Source organism: Pyxidicoccus caerfyrddinensis, from assembly GCF_010894405.1.
Classification (GTDB): domain Bacteria; phylum Myxococcota; class Myxococcia; order Myxococcales; family Myxococcaceae; genus Myxococcus; species Myxococcus caerfyrddinensis.
This window is the reverse complement of record NZ_JAAIYA010000002.1, coordinates 188,960-206,374: the sequence shown is the minus strand read 5'-3', so window position 1 is coordinate 206,374 and position 17,415 is coordinate 188,960. Positions and strand designations below refer to the sequence as shown.

At 70.2% G+C, this 17,415-nt stretch carries 16 protein-coding genes; 8 read left to right on the top strand and 8 right to left on the bottom strand.

Annotation, left to right across the window (positions count from 1 at the left end; genetic code table 11):
* Positions 1-164 precede the first annotated feature (164 nt).
* The 4 genes from G4D86_RS04455 to G4D86_RS04440 all read left to right on the top strand — a co-directional run bounded on the left by G4D86_RS04455 (position 165) and on the right by G4D86_RS04440 (position 2,949).
* Positions 165-401 carry a hypothetical protein gene (locus tag G4D86_RS04455; RefSeq protein ID WP_163989745.1) on the top strand — a complete coding sequence of 79 codons (237 nt, stop codon included), beginning with the start codon at positions 165-167 and terminating at the stop codon, positions 399-401.
* Between the two features lie 148 nt (positions 402-549).
* The gene (locus G4D86_RS04450) at positions 550-957 is read left to right on the top strand and encodes a response regulator transcription factor (RefSeq protein ID WP_163989743.1); all 408 of its coding nucleotides are present in this window, start codon (positions 550-552) and stop codon (positions 955-957) included.
* A 179-nt stretch (positions 958-1,136) separates the two neighbouring features.
* A complete protein-coding gene (locus tag G4D86_RS04445; protein WP_163989739.1) occupies positions 1,137-2,063 on the top strand; it encodes a DUF4202 family protein in 927 nt (308 codons plus the stop codon).
* A 97-nt stretch (positions 2,064-2,160) separates the two neighbouring features.
* Positions 2,161-2,949, top strand: a complete 789-nt coding sequence (locus G4D86_RS04440; RefSeq protein ID WP_163989737.1) for an FRG domain-containing protein — start codon at positions 2,161-2,163, stop codon at positions 2,947-2,949.
* Positions 2,950-2,958: 9 nt separating this feature from the next.
* On the opposite strand, the gene G4D86_RS04435 is transcribed toward G4D86_RS04440, so the two are convergent.
* Entirely contained in the window at positions 2,959-3,168 is a 210-nt protein-coding gene (locus tag G4D86_RS04435) for a hypothetical protein (RefSeq protein ID WP_163989735.1), read from the bottom strand.
* A 63-nt stretch (positions 3,169-3,231) separates the two neighbouring features.
* Complete coding sequence (locus tag G4D86_RS04430) at positions 3,232-4,002, bottom strand: cysteine hydrolase family protein (protein ID WP_163989732.1); 771 nt, start codon at positions 4,000-4,002, stop codon at positions 3,232-3,234.
* Between the two features lie 185 nt (positions 4,003-4,187).
* Between G4D86_RS04430 and G4D86_RS04425 the strand changes: the two genes are divergently transcribed.
* Positions 4,188-5,063: an alpha/beta fold hydrolase gene (locus G4D86_RS04425; protein ID WP_163989729.1), complete on the top strand. Its 876-nt coding sequence runs from the start codon at positions 4,188-4,190 to the stop codon at positions 5,061-5,063.
* Here the strand turns inward: G4D86_RS04425 and G4D86_RS04420 are convergent.
* The 6 genes from G4D86_RS04420 to G4D86_RS04395 form a co-directional block, all read right to left on the bottom strand.
* Entirely contained in the window at positions 5,060-6,208 is a 1,149-nt protein-coding gene (locus G4D86_RS04420; protein WP_163989726.1) for an ATP-binding response regulator, read from the bottom strand. The genes G4D86_RS04425 and G4D86_RS04420 overlap by 4 nt on opposite strands.
* Positions 6,205-6,663, bottom strand: coding sequence for a response regulator (locus G4D86_RS04415; protein ID WP_163989723.1), 459 nt, complete (start codon positions 6,661-6,663; stop codon positions 6,205-6,207). Before G4D86_RS04415 ends, G4D86_RS04420 begins: the two co-directional genes overlap by 4 nt.
* On the bottom strand, positions 6,660-9,794 hold the full coding sequence (locus G4D86_RS04410; RefSeq protein ID WP_163989720.1) for a GAF domain-containing protein: 3,135 nt from the start codon (positions 9,792-9,794) through the stop codon (positions 6,660-6,662). Before G4D86_RS04410 ends, G4D86_RS04415 begins: the two co-directional genes overlap by 4 nt.
* 148 nt (positions 9,795-9,942) lie before the next feature.
* Entirely contained in the window at positions 9,943-12,288 is a 2,346-nt protein-coding gene (locus G4D86_RS04405) for a xanthine dehydrogenase family protein molybdopterin-binding subunit (RefSeq protein ID WP_163989716.1), read from the bottom strand.
* Positions 12,285-12,755 carry a (2Fe-2S)-binding protein gene (locus G4D86_RS04400; RefSeq protein WP_163989713.1) on the bottom strand — a complete coding sequence of 157 codons (471 nt, stop codon included), beginning with the start codon at positions 12,753-12,755 and terminating at the stop codon, positions 12,285-12,287. Before G4D86_RS04400 ends, G4D86_RS04405 begins: the two co-directional genes overlap by 4 nt.
* Positions 12,748-13,596: an FAD binding domain-containing protein gene (locus tag G4D86_RS04395; protein ID WP_163989712.1), complete on the bottom strand. Its 849-nt coding sequence runs from the start codon at positions 13,594-13,596 to the stop codon at positions 12,748-12,750. Before G4D86_RS04395 ends, G4D86_RS04400 begins: the two co-directional genes overlap by 8 nt.
* A 270-nt stretch (positions 13,597-13,866) precedes the next feature.
* Here G4D86_RS04395 and G4D86_RS04390 point away from each other — a divergent pair, with 270 nt between their 5' ends.
* The 3 genes from G4D86_RS04390 to G4D86_RS04380 all read left to right on the top strand — a co-directional run bounded on the left by G4D86_RS04390 (position 13,867) and on the right by G4D86_RS04380 (position 17,399).
* Positions 13,867-14,628 carry a TadE family protein gene (locus G4D86_RS04390; protein WP_240360039.1) on the top strand — a complete coding sequence of 254 codons (762 nt, stop codon included), beginning with the start codon at positions 13,867-13,869 and terminating at the stop codon, positions 14,626-14,628.
* A gap of 76 nt (positions 14,629-14,704) precedes the next feature.
* On the top strand, positions 14,705-16,279 hold the full coding sequence (locus G4D86_RS04385) for a pilus assembly protein (protein ID WP_240360038.1): 1,575 nt from the start codon (positions 14,705-14,707) through the stop codon (positions 16,277-16,279).
* A 52-nt stretch (positions 16,280-16,331) separates the two neighbouring features.
* Positions 16,332-17,399, top strand: coding sequence for a pilus assembly protein (locus G4D86_RS04380; RefSeq protein ID WP_240360037.1), 1,068 nt, complete (start codon positions 16,332-16,334; stop codon positions 17,397-17,399).
* Positions 17,400-17,415: the final 16 nt, after the last annotated feature.

Sequence of the window (17,415 nt, the reverse complement as noted above, 5' to 3'; positions counted from 1 at the left end):
CGGGACGTTAGACAGGACGACCCTCTCTGCTGGACCCCATGAGGCAGGCCCCGCATGTCGCGCGGACCGCCCGGGGGTGCGTCGGGAATGACGCGACGCAATAGCCGGTAGAGGAAATCAGCACCCTGGGAATCAGCACCCACGAGGGGGGCGAGAGAGTCACCATGTCCTGTCCACAACCGCGACCTACCGAGTTCCGTCTTCCTCTGCGAGCAGAGACCTTCTCCATCGAAGAGCACCGCAACGTGCACTGCCGCTTCTACGGCGGCTGCATCGACGTGGCGGTGAAGAAGGACTGGGACAGCTTCACCTGCGCCAAGTGCCCCATGTTCCATCAGGACCGGGCCCCGGGCGCGGACACCTACGCCTTCAACCAGCCTGCTGACGCCGGCCGGCCGTAGCCCGCTCGGCAGCAGGAGGAACGGGCCCCGGCCGAGCGCGCCTCCCGTGGGACGAGGACGCGCGAGCGCCGGGGTTCTTGCGCAGTGGTGAGGACAATCTCCGGAGCCCTTCCCCGCCCTGCCCTCCTTCCGGGAAGCGAGCCCCTGAATGTCCCACCGTCCCGTCATCGTGCTGGCCGAGGATGATTCCGTCCTGCGCGAGACGATGGTGGAAGCCCTCGAGCTGGAGGGCTACCGCGTCCTCGCCTGTGAGAATGGCTTCGCCGCGCTGAAGGCCTTCTTCGCGGAGCCCTGCGTGGACGTGCTGGTGCTGGACTGGATGCTGCCCGACATCGAGGGCAGGGACCTCATCCGGCTGCTGCACGCCCAGCGTGAACTGGCGGAGCTTCCCATCGTGCTGACCACCGGCCTGGACCTGGAGCTTCCCAGCTTCGAGGGCGCGGTGTGCCTGATGCGCAAGCCCTTCGTCCCCGGCGAGCTGTCGCGCCTCCTCCGCAGCCTCACCCACCCGGGCGGCTGCGGAGCCGCGCCGCCGCCCGCCACGCGCGTGGCCTGAACGCTGGGCGGGTGAGACACCCGTGCGCCCGCTTTCGTTCCTCGGGCCACACCCCACCGCCCCGCTGTGCGCCAGCGCACCTCGTCCTGTCTCTGGAGACACTGGGCGCAGGTGTGCCGCGGCCCCAGGTTGCCGGGCAACCGGCTTGGGCTCGGGTACGCCGCCGGACGGGAGGCGCCATGCTCCGCCAGCTGCTGCTGTCCGACTACGGAACCGAGGGCCCCTGTGCGGGCAACGGCTGGGCCCTGGTGCAGGCCGAGTTCCCCACGGTGGTGGTGGCCCCGCTGTCCGCCGGCCGGGGCATGCGCGTGCTGAGCCTGGACGTGTCCGAGTGGGGCTCGCTGGACTTCGACCCCATCACCTGGGACGCGCGCGTCTTCGGCGCCGACGAGGCCTCCGAGCAGCTCGCGCTGCACCTGGAGGGAGCGCGGGGCGAGGCGCTCGTCCTCGCCGCGCTCGAGGTCCTCACCCGCTACCAGGGCCTCGTGGGCCGCCGCAACGAGGCGTCCGCGGCCCCGCTGTTCGACCGGGTGCTGGCGCGCCACCGGGCGCTGCATGACCTGAGCCGTCCCCTGGTGCGCGCGGACTACCAGCACGCGCTGGACGCGTGGCAGTGGGTGCTGCGGCTGCGCCCGGACGCGGACCTCGCGGTGCAGGCCGCCGCCCTCTTCCACGAAGTGGAGAAGCTGGTGTCCGAGGCGGACCGGCGCCTGGAGCACCGGGCCAGGGACACCCTGGCCTTCATGGACGCCCACGCGGGGCGAGGCGCGGAGCTGGCGCGCAAGGTGCTCAAGGAGGTGGGCACGGACGTGGCCATCTGCCAGCGCGTGAAGGAGCTGGTGACGCAGCACGAGTGCCCCGGCGAGGACCCGGACCTGGCGCTGCTCAACGACGCGGACGCGCTGTCGTTCTTCTCGCTCAACGCCTCCGGCTTCATCCGCTACTTCGACGCGGAGCTCAGCCGGCGCAAGGTGGCGAACACGCTCGCGCGCCTGCGCCCGGAGCAGCGGCGGCGGCTGGGGCAGATGCGCTTCGCCCCCACGGTGAAGAACCTCCTCGACGTGCAGCTCGCCTCCGCGTCGCTCTACGACGAAGGGACGGTCTGATTCGGCGGGAAGTCCCGCTCCCGCCACCCGACCGGGATATACGCACCGGGACGCCGTGTTACAGCTGGCAAGACACGGGCGGAGGGATGGGCACCCCATGCGGGAGCAGCGGGTCGGCACATGGCTGGAGCTCCAGGACGCGCTCTTCGCGGGCTCCTGGAACGAGCAACTGGCACGGCACCGCCCCAGCTTCGTCTTCCGGGGCATGCCGCACGTGGAGCACGACCTGTCCACGGCGCTCAACCGCCAGGGGATGTTCGTGCGGCAGGAGCGGGACCTGCTGCGCGCCTTCCGCAAGTACGCGCACGCCTCCGCCCAGCAGCAGATGACGTCCGTCTGGGACTGGCTGGCGCTGGCCCAACACCACGGGCTGCCCACGCGGCTGCTGGACTGGACGTTCAGTCCGAATGTCGCGCTGCACTTCCTCACCGAGGACACCGAGCTGGCGGGCCAGGACGGCGTGGTGTGGTGCGTGGACTACCACGAGACGAACCGCCTGCTGCCCAAGCCCCTGAAGGCCCAGCTCCAGCAGGAGGGCGCGGACGTCTTCACCGCGGACATGCTGGCCGCGGGGGCCGGGGACCTGAGCGCGTTCGACCGGCTGGCGAAGCACCCCTTCGTGCTCTTCTTCGAGCCGCCCTCGCTGGACGCGCGCATCGTCAACCAGTTCGCGCTCTTCTCGGTGATGAACGGGCCCGCGCTGCGCCTGGACGAGTTCCTCGAAGACCAGAAGAAGGGCGTGAGGAAGCTCATCATCCCCGCCGCCCTGAAGTGGGAGGTGCGCGACAAGCTGGACCAGGCCAACGTCACCGAGCGCGTGCTCTTCCCCGGCCTGGACGGGCTGAGCCGCTGGCTGCGCCGCTACTACAGCCCGCGGCCCCGCTGAAGCGTCCGCCTACGCGGGCACGTGCCGCTGGTCGTCGTAGTCCAGCGCGTGGGGGTCGTTCATCGTGGTGTCCCCCGTCAGCCCCGCCGCCCGCTGCTGCTCGACGAGCTCGCGCAGGTCCTTCACGCGCTTGTTGCCGAAGGCGCCTCCAACGATGACCGCCAGTATGAGCCCGTAGAAGATGACCACTCCCAGCAGCGTGAATCCAAGAAGCGCCATGCGGTAGACCTCCGTGTCGGGGGCCGCGCGCCAGGGACGGGCGGCCGCGTTGACTCCACCCCGTCAAGATGTGTCCTGCCGCCGTTCGCGGCGCCGCCTCCCCGGACGCTCGCCCGCTGGCCGCCCGCCACCAGGGCAGGCGGCCGGCCGGGAGCCCGTCAGCGGTTCGCGATGAAGCTCGTCATCAGGTCGGCGCAGACCTCCGGGGCCTCGTGCTGCGGGCCGTGTCCCATCTGGGGGAAGACCATCAGGGATGGCGTGGGCGTAGTTGGGGCCGTTGAGCGCGTGTGCCGCGTGCATGCGGTCGGCGCTCATGGCGGCGGTGGCGTCCGTGACGAGCGTCACGTGGTAGCCGAGCTCCATCGCGTAACGCGCCGTGGCCTCGATGCACGTATTGGCAATCATGCCGACGAAGATGAGCTTGCGGATGCCGTGCTGGGTCAGCAGCAGGTGCAGGTCCGTGTTGGCGAAGCTGTTCTGGCCCCAGTGCTCCTTGATGACGATGTCGCCCTCTTTCGGCGCGAAGTCCGGGTGCCACTCGCCGCCCCAGGTGCCGGCCTCGAAGGGGCGCAGCCGCATCACCCCCCGCTGGTCCGGGCTGGGGAAGGCCCAGTCCGCGTAGTCCCCGGGCTGGAAGCGCCGGTGCGGCGCGACGAAGACGCGCAGCCGCGCCTTCCGCACGGCGGCGGTGACGGCGCGCAGGTTGTCGAGCAACCCCACGCGCTTCGCCACCTCCTGGACGAACGGCCACATCTTGCCGCCCTCCGCGAGGAAGTCGTTGTAGGGGTCGATGAAGATCAGCGCGGTGTCCTGCCTGGAATAGGTGGATGTCATTCTCGAGCTCCGTGGTGGACCTGAGCGGAATCATGCGGAAGGAACCCGGCGCCGTCTTTTGTACTGTGGGCTGGCCGACCTGAACCTTCGTATGAGGCACCCCAACCCCCGGTACGATGGCGGGGCGTGATTGCGACGCGCATCCTCCCGGCGCTTCAACTCCCCCTCGCCGAAAGGAAGCGCTCATGGATACCAAGACGCGTCCCCATACCGTTCCCGCTGGCAAGCTCGACGGCAGCTACCTCACCACCCGGGATGGCACGCAGCTCTACTTCAAGGACTGGGGTCCGAAGGACGGCCAGCCCGTTGTCTTCTCCCATGGCTGGCCCCTCAGCTCCGACGCGTGGGAGGACCAGATGGTGTTCCTTTCCGAGCAGGGCTATCGCACCATCGCGCATGACCGCCGGGGCCACGGCCGCTCGTCACAGCCGTGGGGCGGGCACGAGATGGACACCTACGCGGATGACCTCGCCCAGCTCACCGCCGCGCTCGACCTGAAGAAGGCCATCCATGTCGGCCACTCGACGGGCGGCGGCGAAGTCACGCGCTACCTCGGCCGACACGGAACGTCACGCGTCGCCAAGGCCGTGCTCATCAGCGCCGTGCCGCCCATCATGCTGAAGACGGACTGGCACCCCAACGGCCTGCCCCGCGAGGTCTTCGACGGCATCCGCGCCGGCGTGCACAATGACCGCTCCAGCTACTTCAAGGAGCTGAGCCTGGCGTTCTACGGCTTCAACCGCCCGGGCGCGAAAATCTCCGAGGGCCTGCGCGAGAGCTTCTGGATGCAGAGCATGATGGGCTCGCTGAAGGCCGAGTACGACTGCATCAAGGCCTTCTCCGAGACGGACTTCCGCGCCGACCTCGCGAGCTTCGACGTGCCGACCCTGGTGCTGCACGGCGAGGACGACCAGATCGTCCCCATCGACGGCGGGGGGAGGCTCACCGTCACCCTGGTCAAGGGCGCGAAGCTGAAGACCTACCCGGGCTTCAGCCACGGCATGTGCTCGGTCAACAAGGACGTCATCAACAAGGACCTGCTGGCCTTCATCAAGGGCTAGCTTGCGGCGGCCGCAGCGGGGGCCTGGTGCCGCGGCAGGTACAGCCAGAAGCGCGTGCCCTCCTGCGCCGTGGACGTCACCCACAACTGCCCGCCATGGGCGCGCACGATTTCGTGGGTGATGTAGAGCCCCAGCCCCAGCCCGTTGCGCTGCGCGCTGCGCATGTCCTGGGCGCGCACGAAGGGGTCGAAGATGTGCGGCAGGCGCTCGGCGGGGATGGGCAGCCCCCGGTTGTGGACGTCCAGGCGCACGCCGTCGTCCTCGTCGCGCACGGACACCGTCACCGCCGTGTCCTCCGGTGAGTACTGCACGGCGTTGCCCACCAGGTTGGAGGCCGCCTGCGCAATCCGGTCCGCGTCCCACTCGCCCCAGCCGTTGCCGGACAGGCTCAGCTCGAAGCGGCGCTTCGGGTGCGCCACCTCCAGCTCCTCCACCACCTGCTGGAGCACGTCGTGCACGTTCATCCGCGCGCGGCTCAGCGCGTAGCCGCCGCCCAGGCGCGTGCGGGTGAAGTCGAGCAGGTCATTGATCATCCGCGCCATGCGGTCCGCGGAGATGGAGATGCGGTTGACGGCCTTGCGCTGCGGCTCGGCCAGCCCGCCGTAGCGCAGCAGCAGCGCCGCGTTGCCGGAGATGGCCTGCAAGGGATTGCGCAAGTCATGGCCGAGGATGCCGAGGAACTGCTCGCGGAACACCGCCGTCTGCCGTGCGGCCTCCTCGCGCTTGAGCCCCTCCTCCACCCGCTTGCGCTCAATCGCGTAGCGCAGGGCGCGCACCAGCAGCGGGCCCGTCACTTGCCCCTTCACGAGGTAGTCCTGGGCGCCCTGGTGGACGGCCTGCACCGCGAGCCGCTCGTCGTCCGTGCCGGTGAGCACCACCAGCGGCACCGAGGGCGCGGCCTGCAGCATGCGCGAGATGTTGCCCAGCCCGTGCCCGTCCGGCAGCGACAAGTCGAGCAGCACCGCGTCCACTCGCGCCTCGCCCACCACGCGCAGCGCGTCTCCCAGGCGCTCCACGTGAACCACCTCGAAGCGCGTGGAGGAGGCGTACTCCCGCAGCTCCTCGTGGAGGAGGCGCGCGTCGCCGGGGTTGTCCTCCACCAGCAGCACGCGCAGCGGCTGTTCGTCCGGCGCCCTCTCGCTCATGACGCCTCGGGCTTGGGCGGCAGGCGGACCACCGTCAGCCAGAAGTCGTCGATGGAGCGCACCACGGAGATGAACTGCTCCAGGTCCACCGGCTTGGAGATGTAGCAGTTCGCGTGCAGGTCATAGGTGCGCAGGATGTCCTCCTCCGCCTTGGACGTGGTGAGCACCACCACGGGGATGCGGCGCAGGGACGTGTCCCCCTTGATTTCAGCCAGCACCTCGCGCCCGTCCTTCCGGGGCAGGTTCAGGTCCAGGAGGATGAGGTCCGGCCGGGTCGCGTGGGCATGCGGGCCCTCCTTGCGCAGGAAGGCCAGCGCCTCCACGCCGTCGCGCGCCACCGACAGGGTGTTGCGCACCTTGCCCTCCTTGAGGGCCTCAATCGTCAACCGCACGTCGCCGGGGTTGTCCTCCACGAGGAGGATTTCAATCGGTCGTCCAGACTCGTCGTGATTCATCGTGCCTCAGGCTCCTGGGTGGACGGCGCGGCGGGCAGGGTGAACCAGAACGTCGCTCCCTTCCCCTGCTGGGACTCCAGGCCGATGCGGCCGCCATGGCGCTCGACAATCTTCTTGCAGATGGCGAGCCCGATGCCGGTGCCCGGGTACTCCTCCTTGCCGTGCAGCCGCTGGAAGATGACGAAGATGCGGTCGAAGTACTGCGGGTCGATGCCGATGCCCCGGTCCTTTACCGTGAAGCGGACCTCCGTGCCCCGCTGTTCTCCCGATACCTCCACGTGAGGGGGCTCGGCGCCGTGAAACTTGAGCGCGTTGCCGACGAGGTTCTGGAACACCTGGGCCAGCTGCGTCTCGTCCGCGAGCACCGGGGGTAGCGGGCCGGCGTGCACCGTGGCCCGGGACTCCTGGATGGCCGCCTGGAGATTCGCCGTGGCCCGCTCCAGCGCCCGCCGCGCGTCACACGGCTTCGGCTTCATGCCACGCGTGCCCACGCGCGAGTACGTCAGCAGGTCCTGGATGAGCCGCTGCATGCGGTTGACGCCGTCCACCGCGTAGCCGATGAACTCGTCCGCGTCCGCGTCCAGCTTCCCCTTGTAGCGGCGGCCCAGCAACTGGGTGTAGCTGGCCACCATGCGCAGCGGCTCCTGCAAGTCGTGCGAGGCCACGTAGGCGAACTGCTGCAATTCCTCGTTGGAGCGGGCCAGCTCCTGCGCGTGCTGCTTGAGGGCCTCTTCCGCGCGGCGGCGCTCCACGCCCTGGGCGATGGAGTCCGCCACCGTGGCCAGCGCCGCCACCGCGTCCTCGCCCAGCGACTGGCGGGTGTAGATGCCCAGCACGCCCACGAGCTGCTCTTTCACCAGCAGGGGGATGCCCGCGAAGGCGTGGATGCCCCTCTCCCGCACCCACGCGGCATCCAGCACGCGGGGGTCCGACTCCAGGTGGTCGGACCAGAGCTGCTGGCGCGTGCGGGCCACGTCGCTCACCATGCTCGCATCCTTGAGGAACAGCCGGCCCCACCGCTCACGGGGCGGGGCCAGGGAGCCGGCGTTGCCCGCCAGCTCCAGCGTCTCCGTGGCGCGCACGTGCAGCCACAGCCGGGCCACCACGGCCTCCAGGTGCTTCGCCAGGGCCTGGGCGCAGTCCTGGAGGATGTCCGAGACGGTGCCCTCGCGGGACAGCGCGTGGCTCACCTCCGCGCGAAGTGCCTCCAGCCGGCGAGCGGCCTTCTCGCGCTCCAGCCGGCGGGCGCCCTCCTCCGCGCGGAGCTGCGCGCTGATGTCCGAGTTGGTGCCCACCCACTCGCGCACGCTTCCATCCGCGTTGAGCATGGGCACGCCGCGCGCCTTCGTGGGCGTATAGGTGCCGTCCGGGCGGCGCACGCGGTACTCCACCTCGTAGGGCGCGCGCGCCACCACCGCGGCGTGCCAGGCGCGGGCCGCCAGCTCGCGGTCGTCCGGGTGGATGGCGTCCAGCCACCCCCGGCCCCGCCACTGCTCGTACGTCTGCCCGGTGAAGGCGCGCCACGAGGGGCTGTCCTCCACGATGTCGCCCTCCGGGTGCGTCACCCACACCGCCTGGGCCGTGGCGGAGACCAGCGAGCGGAAGCGCTCTTCCATCCGGCGGGCGTCCTGGAAGAGGCGCGCGTTGTCCAGCGCCACCGCCGCCTGGGACGCCACGCCCTCCACCAGGCGCGCGTGCTCCGGCCGGAAGCGCCCCGGCTCCGGGTGCCCGAAGAACAGCCCGCCGAGGACCGCCCCCGAGCGGCTCTTCACCGGCACGGCGAGGTAGCTGCGCACGGGCAGGTGTCCCCGCGGCATGCCGTGGTAGGGCGCGTTCTTCCCGTAGTCGGGGTGCTGCGTCACGTCGTCCAGCAGCAGCGTGCCCTCGCCGCGGAAGGTGGGGCCGAAGATGGCGGTGGCGCGCGGCATGGGCATGTGCGCGAAGGCCTCGCGCGGCGCGCCGGTCAGCGTGTAGAGCATGTACGAGTCACCGCGCTCGTCCACGCGGTTCTCGAAGAAGGCCCCGAAGGCGGCGCCGGTGACGGCCACCGTCTCGTCGGTGATGCGCTGCACGAGCTTCGTGGCGTCCAGCTCGGACGCGAGCGAGCCACCGATGCGCATCAACAGCTCCGCGAGGGTCCGCTCCGCCTCGCTGCGGCGCAGGGCCTCCTGTGCGTCGCGGTACAGGCGCGCGTTGTCCACCGCGAGCGCGGCGCGCGCGGCGAGCTGCTCGGCGAGCGGAATGTCCTCGGACGAGAAGCGCCGGCCCGACTCGGCCGTGACGAGCGTGAGCGCGCCCAGCGTGCGCCCGCGCGCCTTCAAGGGCAGCACCAGCGCCGAGCGCAGCCCCAGCTCGCGGGAGATGCGCAGGTGCTCCGCGTCCCGGGCACCGGCCACCAGCAGCCCGTCCGGGATGTCCGGCAGCAGCACCGGCTGGCCCGTGCGGATGACGGCCAGCACGCCGTACGGGTCCTCCAGGTTGGGCGGGTAGCGCACCCGCAGCTCCTCGGCGAAGCGCACCTTGCTCGGGTCCACGTGCGCCACGCCCACCTGCCGCGTGGAACCGTCCTCGCTGGCGATTTCGATGGCGCACCAGTCCGCGAGCCGGGGCACCGTCAGCCGCGTCAGCGCCGCCAGCGTGGCCTCGTAGTCCAGCGGCGAGGCGGACAGCAGCGCGCTGGCCTCGTCCATGAGGCGCATGGAGTCCACGGCGCGCTTCTGGTCGTCGATGTCCGTGCAGGTGCCGAACCAGCGGACGACGCGGCCGCTGTCGTCTCGCACCGGGCGCGCGCGGCCGAGGAACCAGCGCCACGCCCCGTCGTGGCGGCGGCAGCGGTGCTCCGCCTCGTAGGGCTCGCCGGTGCGCAGCGAGTGGTCCCAGCGCCTGCCGGCCTCCACCAGGTCATCCGGGTGGAAGGCCCGCCGCCACCCCGCTCCCGCCGTCTGCTCGGGGGTGAGGCCCGTGTACTCGTACCAGGGCGCGTTGTAGTACTCGTGGTAGCCATCCGGGCGCGCAATCCAGATGAGCTGGGGAATGCTCTCCGCGATTTGCTGGAGGACGTCCCCCGGGAGCAGCCCCGCCAGCAGGTCCGTCGCCGCAGGCTCCGGAGGACTGGAGAGTGGGTGGGTCATGGGAGGCACCCGACGTTAACAGCCCGTCCGCGCCCCACCCTTTCGCCGGGGGAAAGCCTTTCCGGCAGCCGACAATCGCCCCCGAGGGCAGTCCCCTCTCCGAGCGTGCGGGCGGCAGTCGTCTCTCACGCCGACCCGTCACCCGGACTCAGCCGTCCTTCGTGGCCGGCGCCTCGTGCGCGAGCAGGGCGCGCAGCACGCGCTCACCCGTGGCCGGAATCTGATTGAGCCGCGCGCCGGTGGCATGGCGGATGGCGTTGATGATGGCGGGGGCCGCGCCCACCACGCCCACCTCCGCCACGCCCTTGGCACCGAAGGGCCCGGGCCCGAAGGCACGCTCCAGCAGGACGGGGTGGATGGCGACGGGCACGTCGAGCGCGCCCGGCACCTTGTAGCCACTCATGGAGGGATTCACGAGGTGGCCGTCCTTCCACACCAGCTCCTCCGTCAGCGCGTAGCCGAGCCCCTGGACGAAGCCGCCCTGCACCTGCCCCGCCGCCGCGGCGGGGTTGAGCGCCCGGCCCACGTCGTGGACGCACCACGCCTCCAGCACGTCGACCTTGCCCGTCACCTCGTCCACCTCGACTTCGGCCACCTGCGCGGCGAAGACGAAGAAGCCGTTGCCCATGGAGGGAAGCCCCTCCACCTTCGTGCGGCGCGTGTCGAGCTGCCACGCGGGGAACAGCCAGCGCGAGGAGGCGATGATGGGCCCGCCCGCGACATAGAGCGCATACCCGGAGATGGCTCCGAAGGTGGTGGACAGGCCGGGCTCGCCCCGGACGCCTACGACGCCGCCGGGCCGAAGCTCGAGCTGCTTCACGGGACGCTCCAGAATCGCGCTGGCGTGCTCGAAGAGCTGCTCGCGAACCTGCTCACACGCCTCGGTGATGACGTGCCCCACGGTGAAGGTGGTGCGGGTGCCGCCGGTACACCAGTCATACGGAGACGTGTCCGTGTCGGGGCGGCTGAAATTGATTTGCTCCAGTGAAAGCCCCAGCGCGCCCGCGGCCACCTGCGCGAGCGCCGTGTCCGAGCCCTGACCGGTGTCCACCGCGCCGGTGCTCACGTTGACGGTGCCGTCCTCGTTGAGCCGCACGGTGGCGCTGGAGCCCAGCAGCGCGGACACGTGCCCCACGGCCGCGATGCCGAGGCCGCGCCGCTTTCCGGGACTCGTGGTGGACGGGCGCTCCCGGCGCCGGTGCCAGTCCGAGACTTCGCGGGCCTTTTCCAGGCAGGCGCGCAGCGTGCCGCTCTCCACCGGCGCGCCGCCCAGCCACTTCTCGCCCGTCTCCAGCGCGTTGCGAAGGCGCAGCTCGATGGGGTCCATGCCCAGCGCCTCTGCGAGCCGGTCCACCTGGATTTCGCTGGCGAAATGGACCTGCGGATTGCCGAAGCCACGGAACGCGCCGGCGCGGAGCTTGTTGGTGTAGACGCTCCAGCACTCCACGTCGACGTGGGGGATGCGGTACGGCCCGCGCGAGAAGTAGCTGCCGATGGCCGCGACAAAGGGCCCGTCGTCCGCGTAGGCCCCGGTGTCGTAGTGGATGCGCACCTGACGGGCGAGGATGCGTCCGTCCCGCGTCGCGCCCGTGCGCATGTAGATGCGGGCCCCGTGGCGCGAGCGCATCATCCGCATGTCGTCCGTGCGCGAGAAGGTCAGCCGCACCGGCGCGCCGGCCGCCTTCGCCAGCGCCACGGTGATGGGCTGGTTGGTGGACTCCACCTTGCCGCCGAACGCGCCGCCCACGCGGGGCACCTGCACGCGGATGCGGGACATGGGCACGGCCAGCGCCTCGGCGGTGATGGCCTGCACCCGGAACGCCGTCTGCGTGGACGTGTGAATCGTGATTCGGCCGGTGTCCGGGTCCACCGCCGCCAGCGTGGTGCACGGCTCCAGGTAGACGTGCTGCTGCGCGGGCGTCTCGTAGACGTCCTCGATGATGGCGTCGCACCGCGCCCACACCTTGTCGGGCTCGCCCTCCACCAGCCGGATGTGCGTGGCGACGTTGGGGTGCCCCTCGCCGCGCGGTGCGTGAATCACGGGCGCATCCGGTCGCAGCGCCGCGTCGACGTCGAGGGCTGCGGGGAGGACTTCGTACCGGATGTCGATGAGCTCCAGTGCCCTGCGCGCGGTGGGCAGGTCCACCGCGGCGACGGCGGCCACGGGCTCGCCCGCGTAGCGGACCTTGCCCCGCGCGAGCAGCGGCTGGTCCTTGATGACGGGGCCGATGTCGACGGGCGGCAGGTCCTCGGCGGTGAGCACGGCGCGCACGCCGGGCAGCGCCTTCGCTCGCGAGGTGTCATACGCGAGGATGCGCGCATGCGGGTGCGGGCTGCCCAGCAGGGCGCCGTGCAGCATGCCGGGCAGGACGAGGTCATCGGTGTAGAGCGCGCGCCCCGTCACCTTCTCGCGTGCGTCCGGCTTGGGCACGGACTGGCCCACGACTTCGCCCACGGGCACCGGTACGGGCTTCGGCTTCGCGTCGTGGCTCATGGACGCCCTCCCACCGAGGCAATGGCCTCCACGACGCGGGCATAGCCCGAGCACCGGCACACGTTGCTGCCGAGCGCGTGTCTGACTTCATCCAGCGTGGGGGACGGGTTGCGCGCGAGCAGCGCCTTCGCGGCCAGGACGATGCCGGACATGCAGAAGCCGCACTGCACCGCGCCGTGCTGGACCAGGGCGCGCTGCACCGGATGCAACTCGCCGCCGGACTCCACGCCTTCGATGGTGCGGATGTCACGGCCGCCCAGCCGCGCGGGCAGGGACAGGCACGAGAGCATGGGCAGGCCATCCACGAGGACGGTGCACGCCCCGCAGTCCCCCGCGTCGCAGCCGCGCCGGGTGCCCGTCATGCGGAGTTCCTCGCGCAGCACGTCCAGCAGCGTCCGCTCCGGGGCCACCGTGAGCGCGTGCTGCGCGCCGTTGATGGTGAGTGAGAGGGAAACCTTGTCAGACATGGGCCAGCTCCCGGGCCTGGGACAGGGCGCGGCCGAGCAGGCGCGGAATGAGCATGCGCCGGTACTCCGCCGAGCCACGGACATCATCGAGGGGCGCCGAGGCCTGGACGAGGAGCCGTCCCGCCTCGGCCACGTCGCGCGCCTCCAGCCTGCTGCCCACGAGCACCGCGTCCGCCGCGTCCACGTGGAGGGGCACGGGGCCACACGAGCCCAGCACCACGCGCGCGTGACTGCACGTCTCGCCGTCCATCGCCAGCACCAGCGACACGGACACCGTGGGGTAGTCGGCGGACACGCGGCTGAACCGGAGGTGGTGGCCCACCGCGCCGCCGAGGCCCCGGGGGAGGAAGACGCGCGTGAGCAGCTCGCCCTTCCCCAGGGACGTCTGGAAGGCGCCCACGAGGAGCTGCTCGACGGGGAGGCTCCGCCGGCCGGCGGGGCCCGCGACTTCGACGCGGGCCGAGGCGGCGACCAGGGCCGCGGGCAGCTCCGTCTTCGGGTCGGCGAGGCACAGGGAGCCGCCCAGCGTGGCCATGTTGCGGATGGCCGGGTGCGCGAGCTGGCTCGCCGCGCTGCGGACCACCTCCATGGCCCCGCGCAGGCGCGCCTCGGTGGCCACGGCGCGGTGGATGGACATGGCGCCCAGCCAGAGCCCCTCCGCGCTCTCCGTGGTGGTGGCCAGCTCGTCGATGCGGTGCAGGCTGACCAGCATCGCGGGCGCGACCTGGCCCGCGTTCATCCTCGACACCAGCGAGGCGCCTCCCGCGAGGCAGCGCGCATCATCGTGGGTGGAGAGGAGTGCGAGCCCCTCCTCCACCGTCTCCGGCTCCGCGTATCTCATCGCGTCACCCCCCAGTGCTCCAAGGCGGTTCGACCTTCCAGGGTAGCGCAATCAAGTTACGAGAAAAAGGACTGTCGCCCGGCGGACAGACAAACCAGACACGAGGGCATTCCCTTACAAATACTTGCAGTACAATTGCACCAGGCCTTCAGACGCGGGCCAGACTAAGGGCAATCCACTACAAGCGTTTGAGGGGTCATGCACCCGACTCGCCGACCCAATTCCTCTCAGTCAGGCCAGGTCGCCGTCGAGACCGCGCTCGTGGTCCCGATGATGGTCTTCCTCGTGCTGGGCATCATCCAGCTCGGCATGGTGCACCACGCGCGGCTGATGACGGAGTACGGCGCCTACCGTGCCGCGCGGGCCGGCATCGTCAACCATGGGGACTGCGGCATCATGGAGCGGTCCGCGATGGTGGCGCTGCTTCCCACCGTGGGGCCCCTGCGGGGCGTCATCGCGGGTCGTGTCGACACCCTGGACCGGACCATCGAGGTCAATCGGGCGTACACCGCCGCGGTCTTCACGGCCCAGGGACTGCCGCCCCGCGACACGTTCTATCCGCAGGGCAACCTGCCCCTGTTTCGGGTGGAGGTGGTCAACCCGAAGAAGAGCCAGCTCTCCAGCCTGTTCGGCACCTACGGCTCCCACATGCAGGGGCGGGAGATTGACTACGACGACGTGCGGGACGACCGCGTCATCGAGGCCAACCTGCTCTCGGTGCGGCTGACCTACTTCTACGAGCTGCGCATCCCCTTCGCGAACTGGCAGCTCCACAGCTTCTACATGGGACGTGAGTACCTGGACGGACTGCGCGGCGTGCAGTTCGAGAACAAGCGCGTCGGGGGACAGTCCGCCACGCAATACCTGGAGCGCCGGGGCGCCGAGCGGGGTGGAGACTTCGAAGGCGTGGCCAGACAGGCGGAGAGCGGCCGGTACGTCATGCCCCTGGTCTCCACCTGGTCCATGCGCATGCAGTCCAACCTCCTGGGCAACGACCGGTACGGACCGGGCCGCTGCGCCACCGACACCTGAGCCGCCGGACGACCCGGACGGGAGTTCAATGTTTGGCCTCTTGAGAAGGCTGCGCCGTGACGAACGTGGGCAGGCCATGGTCATCGGCGCCGTGGCCATGCTGGTGCTGGCCGTCAGCGTGATGGCGTCCGTGAGCATCGGGCACGGCGTCTACGAGAAGATAAAGCTCCAGGACGCCGCCGACGCACAGGCCTACTCCTTCGCGGTGAAGGAGGCCCGGGCCTACAACTTCCTGGCCTACACCAACCGCGCGATGATCGTGCACTACTCGGCCATGCTCACGGTGATGTCCTATGTGAGCCACGCCGTGTACCTGGACCAGACCGTCCGCGTCGCGGCGAGCGTGCTCAAGGTCATTCCAGGCATCGGCGCCATCTTCGCGGCGGTGGAGCAGGCCATCCGGGTGTGGAAGACCGCGGTGGAGACAGTTGCCCGCGTCCTGATACCCATATTGACAGGGCTCAATGTCGCGCTCTGGCTCGCCCAGGAAGCGATGATGCTCGGCACCGTGAAGGACCTGTTCCTGGCCAAAGACCCGAACGGCGTCTACCAGGGCACGGACCCCAATGCCCGGCCGGGCTTCGTCACGTCGGGCAGCTCCCTCCCGGACCAGGAGACGCTGGACGGGAACGACATCGCCAACTTCTCCAACATGAAGAACTTCCTCCACGCCATCGACGATGGCCCCCACAGCAGCGAGACCAGCTTCAGCCTGACCGACCCGACGGGGCTCCGGCAGCGCTCGAAGCTGCTCAAGGACAACGCGCTCTCCGACCCGGACATGGCGAAGTACCGGCTGCTGATGGGCAACCTGGCCAACGCCGTGCGGCGGGAGTGGACCGCGGTGGGCAAGGGCCCCTTCCTCATCGGGCGCAGGTGGGACCTCAACCTCTGCATCCTCATCGGGCAGGTCCGCATCGACAAGGTGGCCGACAGTCAAATCAAGAGCTTCTCGGAGACCTTCGAGGGCAACCGCAAGGACCAGCTCTTCGCCTCGGACGACGTCAAGATTGAGGCGCGCGCGGGGTGCTTCGGCATCTTCCCCTGGAAGACCCTCTTCGAGCTGCGCTTCCGCGCCGCCGCGGACGCCCGGGATGGGTTCCACCAGGAGAATGGCTCCACCAAGACCGACCGGCATCACCGCTGGACGGGCATCACGCCCTTCCTGACGTCGGACACGAGCTTCATCAAACCCTGGCAGAACCACTTCAGCTACCCGTGCAACATCATCATCCTGACCAAGGACATGATGCCCGCCGACGACAGGGAGGACAAACCCTTCCACATGGAGAACCTCTCCCGGAACGCCTTCATGGAGGGGCAGGGCTCCAAAAAGCGCGATGACCCGGACGAAGGCATTGGAGGCGGCTTCCTCGACATGACGTGGCAGGCCGTGGGCGGCCTCAACGGCGAGCGGGACGTCGATGCCTGGGCCTTCCGGAAGAAGACGGGAGGCATGATGGCGATGGCGGTGGGCCGCGCCATCTATCACCGCCCGGGCGACTGGAAGGAGGAACCCAACTTCTTCAACCCGCTCTGGACGGCGCGCCTGGCGCCCGTGAAGACGCACTGGGAAGAGAAGATGCTGAAGGCGTTCATTCCCGAGTGGGACATCTCCGACAGGGACTTCAGCAATGCGCTCAGCTACTGACCGGTGCCTCTCGAGCGCCCCCAGGCACCGACGCCAGCGGGGTGCGGCGACGGTGGAGCTCGCGCTGCTGGCCCCCATGCTGGTGGTGCTGGTCCTCTGGGCGAACTACTTCTGGGAAGTGCAACGCGTCCGCCTCAAGGCCGCGGAGGTGGCGCGCTATGTGTCCTTCGAGCGCACGGTGCGCCAGGACGTGGACGCCATCGCCGCCGAGGCCTATGCGCGCTACAAGGACCTCGACGGCTCGACGAAGACGGGGGAGCTGGGAACGGCCTACCGCAACCGGCTCACCCTCACCGTCCAAGCGGAGGACGCCCCGGCGCCCCTCAAGTCCGAAGGGATATCGGAGCGGGGCGGCCTGGGAGGCGCCGGCGGGCTGCTGGGCGCGGCCGCCGGTGCGCTCGGCGGCACCGCGGAGGCGGTCGCCCGGCAGATGGACCTGGACCCGAGCAAGGGGGCCGTCCGGACGACGGTGGAGGTCCACATCGAGAACGGCATCATCCCCAGCCAGATTGCCCTCTACACCACCGGCTTCGATGGCCCGTGGCTGGACCTCCACTTCACCGAGGAGTTCTACGTCTTCCATGACACGTGGCGCGCCTGGGCGCCCGGAGACGACCCGAACAACAGCTACCCCATCGTGGAGCAGCACACCTACGACCGGACGAGCCGCATCGTCTACGCGGGCCTGGCACAAGGGGGCGGAGGCGCGCTGAACGCCATCGGCAACATGCTCTCGGTGCTCGGGCTGGACTACCCGCTCGACGATTCCTACATGCGGGACTCGGTGCTGATGCGCGAGGTGGGCGCGAATGGCCACTACCCGGCCACGCGCCCCACCCGCACGGTGCCAGGAGACGTGCTCCAGGCGGCCTACTGGCGCAATGACACCCGGGGCTGTTTCAACAGCTGTGAGCCGCAGGCCATCAAGCAGAAGCGGGGCCTCGTCAGCCGCACCGACTACGGCGACAACTGGCCCATGCGCGCCTACAACTGCCGCGGCGCGTTCTTCCAGGGCGCCATCAAGTCCGAGGCCCCCGAGTCCGTCTATGCGGACCCCTCCACCCTCGGAGCCATGGCCCGCGGCTACCACAACTACGGAGGAGCCAACGCGTGCGAGTGATGCGCACCGGCCTGCG

Excerpts from the sequence above, each read along its gene's own strand:
- G4D86_RS04455 (WP_163989745.1), top strand. The coding sequence starts at position 165 with ATGTCCTGTCCACAACCGCGACCTACCGAGTTCCGTCTTCCTCTGCGA.
- G4D86_RS04450 (WP_163989743.1), top strand. The coding sequence starts at position 550 with ATGTCCCACCGTCCCGTCATCGTGCTGGCCGAGGATGATTCCGTCCTG.
- G4D86_RS04445 (WP_163989739.1), top strand. The coding sequence starts at position 1,137 with ATGCTCCGCCAGCTGCTGCTGTCCGACTACGGAACCGAGGGCCCCTGT.
- G4D86_RS04440 (WP_163989737.1), top strand. The coding sequence starts at position 2,161 with ATGCGGGAGCAGCGGGTCGGCACATGGCTGGAGCTCCAGGACGCGCTC.
- G4D86_RS04435 (WP_163989735.1), bottom strand. The coding sequence starts at position 3,168 with ATGGCGCTTCTTGGATTCACGCTGCTGGGAGTGGTCATCTTCTACGGG.
- G4D86_RS04430 (WP_163989732.1), bottom strand. The coding sequence starts at position 4,002 with ATGACATCCACCTATTCCAGGCAGGACACCGCGCTGATCTTCATCGAC.
- G4D86_RS04425 (WP_163989729.1), top strand. The coding sequence starts at position 4,188 with ATGGATACCAAGACGCGTCCCCATACCGTTCCCGCTGGCAAGCTCGAC.
- G4D86_RS04420 (WP_163989726.1), bottom strand. The coding sequence starts at position 6,208 with ATGAGCGAGAGGGCGCCGGACGAACAGCCGCTGCGCGTGCTGCTGGTG.
- G4D86_RS04415 (WP_163989723.1), bottom strand. The coding sequence starts at position 6,663 with ATGAATCACGACGAGTCTGGACGACCGATTGAAATCCTCCTCGTGGAG.
- G4D86_RS04410 (WP_163989720.1), bottom strand. The coding sequence starts at position 9,794 with ATGACCCACCCACTCTCCAGTCCTCCGGAGCCTGCGGCGACGGACCTG.
- G4D86_RS04405 (WP_163989716.1), bottom strand. The coding sequence starts at position 12,288 with ATGAGCCACGACGCGAAGCCGAAGCCCGTACCGGTGCCCGTGGGCGAA.
- G4D86_RS04400 (WP_163989713.1), bottom strand. The coding sequence starts at position 12,755 with ATGTCTGACAAGGTTTCCCTCTCACTCACCATCAACGGCGCGCAGCAC.
- G4D86_RS04395 (WP_163989712.1), bottom strand. The coding sequence starts at position 13,596 with ATGAGATACGCGGAGCCGGAGACGGTGGAGGAGGGGCTCGCACTCCTC.
- G4D86_RS04390 (WP_240360039.1), top strand. The coding sequence starts at position 13,867 with ATGATGGTCTTCCTCGTGCTGGGCATCATCCAGCTCGGCATGGTGCAC.
- G4D86_RS04385 (WP_240360038.1), top strand. The coding sequence starts at position 14,705 with ATGGTCATCGGCGCCGTGGCCATGCTGGTGCTGGCCGTCAGCGTGATG.